This is a genomic window from Chamaesiphon sp. OTE_20_metabat_361 (assembly GCF_031364565.1).
On the sequence record NZ_JANLWO010000288.1, the window covers coordinates 1 to 11620 of the forward strand.

At 44.5% G+C, this 11620-nt stretch carries 12 protein-coding genes and 2 pseudogenes; 9 read left to right on the plus strand and 5 right to left on the minus strand.

The window, feature by feature from the left end:
• The 5 genes and pseudogenes from rplB to RMO35_RS08555 form a co-directional block, all read right to left on the minus strand.
• Window positions 1-122: pseudogene (gene rplB, locus RMO35_RS08535) on the minus strand (50S ribosomal protein L2); the annotation flags it as partial.
• 121 nt (window positions 123-243) lie between these two features.
• On the minus strand, window positions 244-549 hold the full coding sequence (locus RMO35_RS08540; RefSeq protein WP_309740236.1) for a 50S ribosomal protein L23: 306 nt from the start codon (window positions 547-549) through the stop codon (window positions 244-246).
• Complete coding sequence (rplD, locus tag RMO35_RS08545) at window positions 539-1174, minus strand: 50S ribosomal protein L4 (protein WP_309740238.1); 636 nt, start codon at window positions 1172-1174, stop codon at window positions 539-541. Before rplD ends, RMO35_RS08540 begins: the two co-directional genes overlap by 11 nt.
• Window positions 1175-1208: 34 nt before the next feature.
• Window positions 1209-1847: a 50S ribosomal protein L3 gene (gene rplC / locus RMO35_RS08550; protein WP_309740241.1), complete on the minus strand. Its 639-nt coding sequence runs from the start codon at window positions 1845-1847 to the stop codon at window positions 1209-1211.
• Window positions 1848-1863: 16 nt separating this feature from the next.
• The gene (locus tag RMO35_RS08555; protein ID WP_309740243.1) at window positions 1864-2013 is read right to left on the minus strand and encodes a hypothetical protein; all 150 of its coding nucleotides are present in this window, start codon (window positions 2011-2013) and stop codon (window positions 1864-1866) included.
• A 320-nt stretch (window positions 2014-2333) separates the two neighbouring features.
• Between RMO35_RS08555 and RMO35_RS08560 the strand changes: the two genes are divergently transcribed.
• The 9 genes and pseudogenes from RMO35_RS08560 to RMO35_RS08600 all read left to right on the plus strand — a co-directional run.
• Entirely contained in the window at window positions 2334-2684 is a 351-nt protein-coding gene (locus RMO35_RS08560) for a hypothetical protein (RefSeq protein WP_309740244.1), read from the plus strand.
• Window positions 2685-2873: 189 nt separating this feature from the next.
• Entirely contained in the window at window positions 2874-3803 is a 930-nt protein-coding gene (locus RMO35_RS08565) for a hypothetical protein (RefSeq protein WP_309740247.1), read from the plus strand.
• A gap of 279 nt (window positions 3804-4082) precedes the next feature.
• Window positions 4083-5930, plus strand: a complete 1848-nt coding sequence (locus tag RMO35_RS08570; protein ID WP_309740249.1) for a tetratricopeptide repeat protein — start codon at window positions 4083-4085, stop codon at window positions 5928-5930.
• Window positions 5931-6481: 551 nt separating this feature from the next.
• The gene (locus tag RMO35_RS08575; protein ID WP_309740251.1) at window positions 6482-6826 is read left to right on the plus strand and encodes a hypothetical protein; all 345 of its coding nucleotides are present in this window, start codon (window positions 6482-6484) and stop codon (window positions 6824-6826) included.
• Window positions 6827-7150: 324 nt separating this feature from the next.
• Window positions 7151-8152, plus strand: coding sequence for a UDP-glucose 4-epimerase GalE (gene galE, locus RMO35_RS08580; protein ID WP_309740252.1), 1002 nt, complete (start codon window positions 7151-7153; stop codon window positions 8150-8152).
• Between the two features lie 21 nt (window positions 8153-8173).
• Window positions 8174-9124, plus strand: coding sequence for a GDP-mannose 4,6-dehydratase (locus RMO35_RS08585; RefSeq protein WP_309740255.1), 951 nt, complete (start codon window positions 8174-8176; stop codon window positions 9122-9124).
• Window positions 9125-9174: 50 nt separating this feature from the next.
• Complete coding sequence (locus tag RMO35_RS08590) at window positions 9175-10038, plus strand: ABC transporter permease (RefSeq protein WP_309740257.1); 864 nt, start codon at window positions 9175-9177, stop codon at window positions 10036-10038.
• A gap of 68 nt (window positions 10039-10106) precedes the next feature.
• Window positions 10107-11348: an ABC transporter ATP-binding protein gene (locus tag RMO35_RS08595; RefSeq protein WP_309740259.1), complete on the plus strand. Its 1242-nt coding sequence runs from the start codon at window positions 10107-10109 to the stop codon at window positions 11346-11348.
• A 5-nt stretch (window positions 11349-11353) separates the two neighbouring features.
• Window positions 11354-11620, plus strand: a pseudogene (locus RMO35_RS08600) (hypothetical protein); the annotation flags it as partial.

An 11620-nucleotide genomic window follows, 5' to 3' on the forward strand; every position in this document is an offset into this window, starting at 1 on the left:
TTAGCGCGGTGCTTGTTATAAACGAGTGATTTTTCCGGCGTACTGGTGGTGATTTCAGCAAAGTCTGAAATTACGGTTTCACGAGTACTGGGCGTATATGGCCGATAAGAACGGGTTCCCATAATTAGGTGTTAGGTGTTAGGGATTAGGTTAGGGAGAGGGGGAGGCGGGGGGACGGGGAGAGCATTAGCGAAAAATTACTGGCTACTTACTCCCAACTCCGAACTCCGAACTCCCAACTACTTAAACTTCAGGGAAGAGAACGATCTCTTGACCTTCGACGATCGTCACAATAGCCCGTTTGTAGCGAGGCTTTGCACCGAGGAATTTACCGACGCGGCGGGTTTTGCGGGGTAAGTTCTGGGTGTCTACGCGTTTGACCTTGACATTGAACAGAGATTCGATCGCGGCTTTGATTTGTGGCTTGGTAGCTTGAGGAACTACATCAAATACATACTTGTTCTGTTCCATCGCGATCGTCGCTTTTTCGGTGACGATGACGTTCCGAATTAAATCTGGTAAATCGCGGTCAGCAACTCTAATCGTCATTGTAAACCTCCTGGATTTTGGCGATCGCTTCAGCGGTAGCAACGATCTGGTCTGCATTCAGAAGATCGAAAACGTTTAGTCCTGAAGCCGAAATCATTTTAACTTTGGCAATATTGCGTACCGATAGCAAGGTATTGTCTTCAATCTCGGCAACGATGACCAAGACTTTGCTATCTGCTTCTACACCCCAACGAGTCATCGCTTGGACGAACTCTTTGGTTTTAGGCTGAGCGACATCAGTCGTAAAGTCGTTGACGACGATAATGTCTTCAATCCGACCCATCAATGCTGTCCGCAGAGCCAATCTCCGCTCTTTGCGGTTCATTTTCATGTTGTAATCTTTGGGCTTTGGTCCAAAAATTACCCCACCCCCCCGCCAGAGCGGAGACCGAATCGAACCCGCCCGTGCGCGTCCGGTACCTTTCTGTTTCCAAGGTTTGCGACCACCGCCGCGAACTTCGGCGCGAGTCTTAGCACTAGCTGTACCTTGACGCGCATTATTTGTCTGCCGAATTAGGGCGCGGTGGACGATGTGAGAGGCATTCTCTTCTTTGGCAACGGCCAATTCGAGGGTGGCGGAGCCAGCTTCCTCGCCTTGCCAGTTGCGAATGACGCAATTAGCCATAACTATTTTTTATCTCCCGATCTACTTTTTGTGACTATTTACCGACTTTGACTTCAGGCACGATCCGGAGTAACGCGCCAGGTTTGCCAGGGACGGAACCTTCGATCAGGAGAACGTTACGCTCGACATCGATCTGAACTACTACTAATTTCTTAATCGTGATCCGTTTACCACCTAAGCGCCCAGCCATTTTCTTGCCGGGATAAACGCGACCGGGAGTGGTACCTGCACCAGTCGAACCAGGTTCGCGGTGATTTTTGGAACCGTGAGACATTGGCCCCCGAGCAAAGTTCCAGCGTTTTTGCCAACCAGCAAACCCTTTACCGATACTGTTACCAGTGACATCGATGATTTGACCGATAGTAAAGATATCTGGTTTGATTTCTTGCCCGAGCGTCCAGTTATCGGTGCTATCGACCCGAAATTCCTGCAAATGACGCAGTGGTGGCGCATCTGCTTTCTTGAGGTGCCCCAATTCTGGTCTGTTGAGAGCTTTTTCTTTGACTTCATCAAAACCCAACTGAATGGAACTATATCCATCAGTATCTTTAGTTTTGATCTGTGTAATGGTACATGGCCCTGCTTGAACGACGGTGACAGGAATTGCTCTCCCTGTCTCTTTGTCGAAAATTTGGGTCATGCCGAGTTTGGTGCCGAGAATACCGATAGACACGGTTTAATAAATTTCCTTAATTTGAGACATTAGGATTTTGATGGACTTCCACCGACAGGCGCGTCCATTTGTGGGTTCGACTTGAATTTACCAATCCAGCTAACTTTAGCAGCGATGATGCCTGCGGTTGCAGATCGTGGCTGCTGCGGATGCAATAAGTTTTCACTCGTAGCGCAGTAAGGATATTTAGGTATCAACTGGGATTCGTTTTGTTGCTAAAAAGACTGAGGCAGTAAGCCGCCTAGTATCGATTTGAGCCGATTCACCATCGTCGCAGCTCGCCTGAGCTGGAAGTTTTAGACCACAATCTACAAGTCTACACTAGACGATCGATCTTGTCTAGATATCGATCGATCCGCTGAATCTGGAGATCGGGCTGGGACTTTGAATCTCAGCCGCCAATTTTTGGATCGAGAATATCTATACAATATCGATAAGTCTCGGTAAGATTAGGGTCGCTAACACTTTCCCCTCAAAATCGAAAATATGACATCCCAACTGGTGTTCAACTTAGCTAGCGGATCGGTGTCTTGTGGCTTGACATTAACAGCAGCTAAACAATTGCAGGCACAACTCCACGATCTAGTCCACATCCTCAAGGCTAAAACAGCACAAACCCCTGGAAGTAGTGGCAAGCCCACGCCAGCACGACCGATCGAGTATCAATATACTGGAGATGTTTTTCTAGAGATATTCTGCAATCCAAATATCTGGGCAAATCCTTTTGTGGCTAAAGTCTTAATTACCTTACGAGACGATCGGATTCGGCTCAGTAGTGAAGCTGAACTGACGCGGATTATCGAGGATGTCGATCGATTTGTGGAACAATTTGGCTGAGATCGATATCGACCTTAGTGCCAACTATCTGGCTCTTAGTCCAAGTATCTAAGAGTTAGTAATATCAATTGTCGAACTACGGAATTTAGATGTTAAATTCGCTACAATTCATTCTCAATAAATCGAGGCAAATTGGATGAGTTGTGATATAATGACTGCAAAATTAGCCCCGATCGACAAAACATGAGTATGAATGCCAAATCACTTGTTAAAATAGGCTGGTGTGGGTTGTTGAGTATTTACTTATACCCAACTCAAGTCTCCGCACAAGTGGCGACTAAAACTCCTAAAAACAACCCTGCTACTTATGAGGACGATCGAATCAAAGTTACGATCCAAAATTGTAGCAGGAAGCTGCAAGATTTGGTTTGCAAAGCGACCTTAACAAGTAAGAATAACGATCGGACTATCGATCTCAATGGCAATAATATCAAGCTAGTCGATTTTGAAGGTAACGAATATTACCCATCCAGTTTGCGGTTAGCTAACCGAGTCAGTGAAAACAACTCAATTAAGGCTGAACTAGTCGAAAATGTTCCCTTTAAAGCAAGTTTTATTTTCAATAAAATCCCTACAAATATCACTCAGGTCGCCTTACTGCAAGTTTCCTTAAGCGGTGGCATTAATGCAACAGCTAAATTTCGGAATTTTGAAGTCAATTCAGCCCAGAATACTGCCACTAACCCAATTAAAAAGCCTTCTGGAACCCCTGGGTTAGCCACGATTGTCACCGATGTCAGTAACGATCCTAGTTCGATCTGTCCCGATCGGACTAAAATCATGTATCATGCCACTTCTAAAAGTTACTTGATGTACATTTGTGGCGCAAAAATCCCTACTCACTATGTCGGAATTTCTAGAGATGGGTTCCAAGGTATTACCCTGAGACTGCGATATTACGATCGCACCCAATTCTCCGCAGATAATGGTGAAACCAACTATACGATCGCCGCAAATCGATTAGTAATTAGAAAAGACAGCAAGATCGTACATCAAGAAAAAATTCAGGTTGTGCAAGCATTACCAAGCATAAATGCACCAGATCGGACAGCGAATAAAAGCAAGCCCAAAAAAACTCCTAACCCACCAAGTAGCGATGCCAGCCAGAAACGGATCTAGAGCGCTCCCTCGACTGTGCCTGAGTACCGCCCGCTCGGTCAAGCTCGAATATTTCTAATTGTAATATCTTAAAATACAATTAAAGTTCGATCGAATAACTCCAGTAAAGTTACCGATTTTGATGTCAAATTTAGAGATCGCGCTCCCTTAATTTTCAGTATAATCTGCTAATTCTGAGCAGAAACTCTTGACTACCTCAGTATTTTTACGTGGATCGACTGGACGATTGAATTTCGATCGAATATAGTTAAGATTGAGGTCAAAAATTGCAGTGTTTGTATGAAAGAGGCTCAGGATTCTACTCATCAGTTACCATCGTCACCACCCGATCGTCACGTTGGCAATCCTAGTAAGCTGGCAATTTTGTATGACTCGATTCTCGTGCCCAGAGGCGACGGCAAAGACAATTCTTCAGATGTAGAAGCACTTTATGCTCATTCGCTGACAATTTGCCAGCAGCAATTTGGTGCCAACCATATTTACACTGCTCAAAATCTCAACAATTTAGCAGTTTTATATGAATCGATGGGTAAGTATATAGACGCAGAATCCCTATACGCACGGACATTATCGATTAGAGAAGAACAATTGGGAGCGACTCATCCTTATACCGTTCAAAGTTTAAATAATCTCGGGCTGCTATATGAATCAATGGGTCGCTATACTGATGCGGAGCCATTCTACACCAGATCTTTAACTATTAGAGAAGATCGCCCTGGTGGCAATCATCTTCATATCGCCCAAAGTCTATATAGTCTGGCGCAGTTATATGCGGCAATGGGTCGCTATACCGAAGCCGAACCTTTATACATTCGCTCTTACGATATCTGCCAACAAGAATTGGGTGCGGATCATCTCGATACAGCTCAAAGCCTCACTCATCTGGCTGGCTTATATCTGATTATGGGTAAATATACTGAGGCAGAACCTTTATATACCCGCGCTCATAGAATTTATGAACGCCAGTTAGGCGCAGATTGTCCCGAAACTGCCCAAAGCCTACAGGATTTAGCTGCTCTCTACTTAGAAATGGGTCGCGATGAAGAAGCAGAATCCCTGTATATCCGCGCTCTAAAGATTTACGAACAAAAAGTTGGTGTCAACCATCTCGACACCATTGCCAGCCTGAATAATTTAGCTAACTTGTATTCAGCCGTCGAGCGATATAACGATGCCGAGTCATTGTACGTGCGGGCGCTCAAAATTAGCGAGCAACAGTTAGGATCTTACCACTTAGATACGATTCCCAGCCTCGATCGTCTAGCAGACCTCTACAAATCGCTACAACGATTTGAGGAAGCTGTGCCGCTTTACGCTCGCGCACTGGAAATCAGCGAACGGGGATTGGGATCTCATCACGCTCACACCGCTCAAAGTGTGGGTCATCTGGGAAGTTTGTATTACGAAATGGGGCGATTTTCTGAGGCACAAGCCCACCTGACGCGGGCGCTGACAATATACGAACAGCAACTAGGGCGAGAACATCCTTATACAGCTCAAGTCCTCAATAACTTAGCAAGTCTCTACTATCGGATTGAAAACTATCCTGAAGCCGAACCTCTCTACGCCCGAGCATTAGGTATTTACGAGCGTCAACTCGGGCAAGATCATCCCCACACAGCACAAGGATTAAATAATTTAGCAGTACTGTATTACAAGACTGGTAACTATAGCGCTGCCGAACCACTATACGTGCGGGCGCTAGAAATTAGAGCGCGTCAACTGGGTGAAAATCACCCACATACGGCTCAAAGTTTGAATAACTTGGCAAGCTTATATTACAAGACCGGACAGTATCGTCAAGCGGAGACACTGTATACTCAATCGCTAGCCATCAGAGAACGCCAGCTTGGTGCAGACAATTTACAGATTGCCACTAGCTTGAATAATTTAGCTTTTGTATATCAAGCCTTGAAAAAGTATGGTGAGGCAGAGCAACTTTATACGCGTTCGCTCGCGATTAGGGCACAACATTTGGGCACAGATCATCCCAAAACCCAGAAAGTGCAGTTAGATTTTCTTGACTTTCTCCATCAAGTCGTAAATACTGGACAAGTCGAACAACTCTCCGATCTCCCGCTAACTCAAGCCCTGCTTCAAAAAATACAAGGTTCGTTAGAGCGGTAGTCACAAGAAGTCGTCGCCGCGACAGTACTTACTAAGTGTAGTGTGCGGTTGCTATAATATTTTACAAAAGAACTTCTAGCAATTACGCGAGTGGAGAGTACTAATGTGATATGATTTGGGTCGTTAGGTCGCAAACGCTACAAAAATTACGAAAATACGCTATTAGCTAAACAGCATCCTCAAAACTGGATAGATCGCTAAGATTGTCACTCTACTACTAGGTTTGCTGACTTTTAATTCTTAGAAATTTAGCCAATTATGTAGATTAAAACTTAGATAATCGTTCGTAACATTTATTTGAGTTAAAGATATTAGTTCAAAAAATGTCTCAGATCGATCGACCGACATTAGACCGATTTGGGATAGTGTGGTAACTTACCGGAGTGGGCTTTGACGATCTGTTAGATCTCAGTCTCTCCCCCGCAACCTTCAGTTCACTGCCATTTATTTCAGCGAAGGAGGCCGAAGTGCAGGATAAGTGTGTCAAAAACCGCAGTAGATCGAAGCGCCGAAGTATTTTTTGTCCGATTCACGACTGCTATCTAGACAGTGTGAGTAAAAAGTATTATTTATTTGCCGACCGCCCAGAGCAACTCGAGGCCAGAGGCATCGACCGCGTAACGGCAAGAAGCTCGATTGCCTTTCACACCACTATTTCCATCACGGGAGAATGGCTGGAGGCTTTTTGGTGCGATTGCTGCCGAAGTACGCGATGGTATTATGTTTGCAAGACGGATCCTCACACATACAAGATCGAGATCGCTCCCGATGAGTTGTGGCAACGAGTGACTGGGGTCGTTCATCCCAATGGAAACCCGTCGGTGGGTGAATTTACCCGCCGGGAAGCGCGGGTGAAGCAGTATCAGGGTGTCAAAGCTTTTAGCACCATTCGTTAAGTGAAATTCATCGTTCCGTTCGAGCAATGCCATGTATATAAATATACTAAATATGCTTCGCCAAAGCTACCGCCTTTTAGCGGATAAGGAGCGAGAATCTAGCAGATGCGATCGAGCGCCGCAAATCCCGATCGAGCAATTAGTGAGATCGGTTGACGCAACGATCGTAGAGCGCTATTTCACGACCGATGTGCCAGAGAACAGGCTATTGTCACAGTCATTGGTGTAGCCTCTCTATATGGAGAATCGATCGCACAATTTAGTACCCTAGATTCAGATATCAGACACACAATCACCGCCTCTCGCATTTTATAGAGCTTTATCATGGATTTAGTCGATCGGGTAGTACTAGTAACGGGTGGGGCTGGATACATCGGCGCTCATGCAGTCAAGGCTTTAGAGGAACGCGGCTTTCAAGTCGTCGTCTTAGATAGCTTAGTGTATGGACATCGCGAACCGATCGAATCCCATCTCAAAGCTAACTTAGTCGTGGGTGAAATCAGCGATCGCGCGGTACTCGACAAGATTTTTACGACATACAAAATTACAGCGGTAATGCACTTTGCGGCTTTTGCCTATGTGGGCGAGTCAGTCAGCGATCCGGCTAAATACTGGCAAAATAATGTGGTGGGTACCCTGGCATTGCTCGATGCGATGCGCGCACATGGGGTCACTAACTTTATCTTTTCCTCCACCTGCGCCACCTATGGCAATCCTCAGTACATTCCGATCGACGAACAGCATCCCCAGCACCCCATCAATCCCTATGGTGCAGGAAAGCTCGCGATCGAGCGGGCATTGCAGGACTACGACCCAGCGTATGGTCTAAAATCGGTAATTTTCCGCTACTTTAATGCCGCTGGTGCCGATCCCGATGGTCAGTTTGGGGAAGATCATAATCCCGAAACCCACCTGATCCCGCTGATTTTACAGGCTGCTGCGGGTAAACGGGCGGCAATATCTGTATTTGGGTCTGATTATGACACGCCCGACGGTACCTGCATCCGCGACTATATTCACGTTACCGATCTGGCTCAAGCGCACGTCTTAGGCTTAGAATATTTGCTAGCACATCAAGTCAGCCAAATCTTCAATTTGGGTAATGGCAATGGTTTCTCAGTCAAGGAAGTGATCGACACAGCCAAACAAGTGACGGGTAAACAGATCGCGATCGAGTTCTGTCCCCGCCGCGCTGGCGATCCTGCTACCCTGATTGGTAGTAGTGAGAAAGCGCGTCAAGTACTCGGCTGGAAACCAGAGTATGCTGACTTGAGTGCGATCGTGACCCATGCGTGGAAGTGGCATCAACAGCGACATTTTGGCTGATTACAAGACCTAAAATTTAAAATGAAAAGAGCGATCGTTTGTGGTGTTTCCGGTCAAGATGGAGCTTATTTGGCTCAATTGTTGCTCGATCGTGGCTATACTGTCTGTGGTACTTCGCGAGACGCGCAGATGTCTAGTTTTCGTAACCTTAAATCTTTGGGTATTGCCGAGCAAATCCAGCTAGAATCGATGGCACTGACCGATTTTCGGAGCGTCTTGCAGGTACTGACGAAGTTTCAACCAAGTGAAGTCTATAACTTAGCAGGTCAAACCTCGGTCAGCTTATCCTTTGGACAGCCAGTAGAAACACTCGAAAGTATTGCAACGGGCACCCTCAACTTACTAGAAGCAATTCGCTTTTTAGGATCGGGCATCAAGCTATATAATGCTGGTTCCAGTGAATGCTTCGGGGATACTGGCGGCACTGCTGCTGATGAAGAAACACCCTTCCGACCGAGAAGTCCTTACGCGGTAGCCAAAGCCGCCGCGTTTTGGGAAGTGGCCAACTATCGGGAAGCTTATGGGCTATTTGCCTGCTCCGGAATTTTATTTAACCACGAATCGCCCCTGCGCCCAGAAAGATTTGTAACCCAAAAAATTGTCGCCGCAGCTTGTAGAATTGCTAAGGGTGGCAATGAGAAGTTACAGCTAGGCAATATGCACATTCAGCGGGATTGGGGCTGGGCACCAGAGTATGTAGAAGCTATGTATTTGATGTTGCAACAATCTCACCCTAGTGATTATGTAATTGCTACTGGGGAAAGTTGCCGTTTAGAAGATTTTGTTGCCGCCGCTTTTGCCGCAGTAGACTTAGATTGGCGCGAGCACGTCGCGATCGATGATAGTTTATTAAGACCGACAGATTTGGCAGTAGGTAGGGGCAATCCCCAAAAAGCCCAAGAAATTCTGGGCTGGCAGGCTAAATATAAAATGACCGATGTCGTCCGCCTGATGAGTGCTGCTAAAGTTTAACGGATCTTATTCAGTATTGTAATTTTCACAAGATGAGTAAATTTCACAAGATGAGTAAATCCAGTAAAGCTTCGATGCGGGTTGTCTACAGTCCTGAAAGCCGCATTCGCAATCCGTTGATGTTATTCAGATCGATGATGTCCGATCTGTTGGCATCGCGAGAGTTAGCTTGGCGGTTATTAGTGCGTGATATTAGTGCTCAGTACCGCCAATCTTTCCTAGGAGTGTTGTGGGCCTTTTTTCCGCCGATAATTGCGGCATTGGGGTTAGTGATGGCGAAGAGTTCTGGGGCGGTCAACATTGGAGTGACTGATATTCCCTATCCGGCTTATGTGATGTTTAGTATGTCGTTATGGCAAACTTTTGTCGAGGCTCTAATGGGGCCGCTAGCAGCAGTAGGGGCAGCGAATCAAATGCTAGCTAAGATTAATTTTCCGAAAGAGGCGATTATTTTAGCTAAGTTGGGGGAGATATTTTTTAATTTTGGGATTAAGTTAATTCTCATTATCGGATTATTTATTTGGTTTAAAATCCCAGTCACTTGGAGTATAATTCCAGCATTTGTAGCTATCATCCATCTGGTTATATTGGGGACTGGAATTGGTTTGCTGATTGCTCCGTTTGGGGCTTTGTATGGAGACGTAGGGCGAGTAATTCCGCTAATTGTAACGCCTTGGCTGTTATTGACTCCGGTGATTTACCCTACTCCTAAGCAGGGATGGTTCAGCACAGTGGTTAGTTGGAATCCAGTTACGCCTTTATTAGTAACCGCAAGAGATTTGGCGACGACTGGCATAGTGGCTGACCAAACGAGTTTCTGGATAGTGAGTGGTCTAAGTTTCGCATTACTGCTTGCCGCTTGGGTTTTATATCGTTTATCGATGCCGTTTATTATTGAGAGAATGAGTTCCTAAGCTAGTATCTCACTTCATTTCACTCCTTAATCTAAAAGCCTCAAGTTAAAGTAACTGCAAAAAGTATAATGTTAGATTTGCCAGGGCGCCACTTACAAAGTCAGTCGGAAAACAAAGAAGTTTTAATCCGGGTTGAGAATGTCTCAAAAAAGTTTTGCCGAAGCTTGAAGAAGTCTCTATGGTATGGAATTAAGGATATTGGTTTAGAATTAACCGGACGTAAGTACGAGCATGAGCTAAGAGCAGATGAGTTTTGGTCGGTGAAAGATATCAGTTTTGAGTTACGTAGGGGCGAATGTTTAGGACTAATTGGACGCAATGGAGCCGGAAAAACTACTCTCTTAAGAATGCTCAATGGGCTGATCAAGCCAGACAGAGGTAGCATTGAAATTAATGGTCAGGTAGGAGGATTGATTGCTTTGGGTGCAGGCTTCAATCCGATTTTGACTGGGCGAGAAAATATTTATGTAAATGGTTCGATTCTCGGATTAAGTAAGGCCGAGATTGATGCTAAATTTGAGGAAATAATTGAGTTTGCTGAGCTAGGAGAATTCATTGATGCACCAGTACAAACATACAGTTCAGGGATGAGTGTGAGGTTGGGGTTTGCAGTTGCTGTAGTGTTAATTAAGCCAGATGTTTTATTGCTGGATGAAGTGTTGGCAGTAGGGGATATGGGGTTTGTTTTAAAATGTTTCAGAAAAATCGATTTACTTATTCCTAATTGTGCTGTTATCTTTGTTTCTCACAGTATGCCTCAAGTATCGCGAATTGCTACGGATATAGCATTGCTAGAAAAAGGTAAGCCAGTATATCAAGGTAAAAATGTTTCAGAAGGAATAGATATTTTTTATTCAAAGTTTGATATCATACCGTCATTTTATACTGATAACTTGGTACAAATCACTAATATTTTAATTAATGGCCAACCATCATTGGGGCAAACAGATTCTATCCTGGTAGAAAGACTTTCAGATTTTGAGATTGAAGTTAACTTAAATGTCGATCGAGCATTTAGAAATCCTGAACCATACTTGGTATTTTATGATGCCGAACAAAGAGGTATTGCTGAGTACTTTTATGAAGAGGCTTACCCTTTGGAAAATATTACCGGAATTGTTCATTTCAAGATCTTAATTCCCAAGATAATCTTCTCTAAAGGACTTTACTCAATTACTGTCGGTTTAAACGAATGTAAAGGTGGGCCGATATTGATGAGGGCACAGTCAATAGTCTTTTTCCAGGTTAAAGCTGAAAAGAATGTATGGACGGCATTTCAATTAGATGGTGAGTTAACGCAAATTGGATAAGTAACATGTATAAAAAGATTATACCTAAAAGATTTAAAGAGTCTGTTAAGGCGTTATTGGGTAAAGCGAAATTTAGTCCTGTAAATGATTCTTGTGAGGAACTAAAACACTTCTGCCCTGTATGTTCTTCTAAAGTAAGTCAATTTCATCGCCTGTCCGATCTCTATTATGAAAATTTAGATAAACATGGGCATATATTTTCCATATTTCAGTATGAAACACTAAATTATTTAAACTATTTTTGCCCTAATTGTAGTGCCAGCGATCGAGAT

Coding starts and splice junctions, on each gene's coding strand:
- RMO35_RS08595 (WP_309740259.1), top strand. CDS start 10,107: ATGTTAGATTTGCCAGGGCGCCACTTACAAAGTCAGTCGGAAAACAAA.
- RMO35_RS08570 (WP_309740249.1), top strand. CDS start 4,083: ATGAAAGAGGCTCAGGATTCTACTCATCAGTTACCATCGTCACCACCC.
- RMO35_RS08560 (WP_309740244.1), top strand. CDS start 2,334: ATGACATCCCAACTGGTGTTCAACTTAGCTAGCGGATCGGTGTCTTGT.
- RMO35_RS08565 (WP_309740247.1), top strand. CDS start 2,874: ATGAATGCCAAATCACTTGTTAAAATAGGCTGGTGTGGGTTGTTGAGT.
- RMO35_RS08590 (WP_309740257.1), top strand. CDS start 9,175: ATGAGTAAATCCAGTAAAGCTTCGATGCGGGTTGTCTACAGTCCTGAA.
- RMO35_RS08540 (WP_309740236.1), bottom strand. CDS start 549: ATGACGATTAGAGTTGCTGACCGCGATTTACCAGATTTAATTCGGAAC.
- RMO35_RS08585 (WP_309740255.1), top strand. CDS start 8,174: ATGAAAAGAGCGATCGTTTGTGGTGTTTCCGGTCAAGATGGAGCTTAT.
- rplD (WP_309740238.1), bottom strand. CDS start 1,174: ATGGCTAATTGCGTCATTCGCAACTGGCAAGGCGAGGAAGCTGGCTCC.
- galE (WP_309740252.1), top strand. CDS start 7,151: ATGGATTTAGTCGATCGGGTAGTACTAGTAACGGGTGGGGCTGGATAC.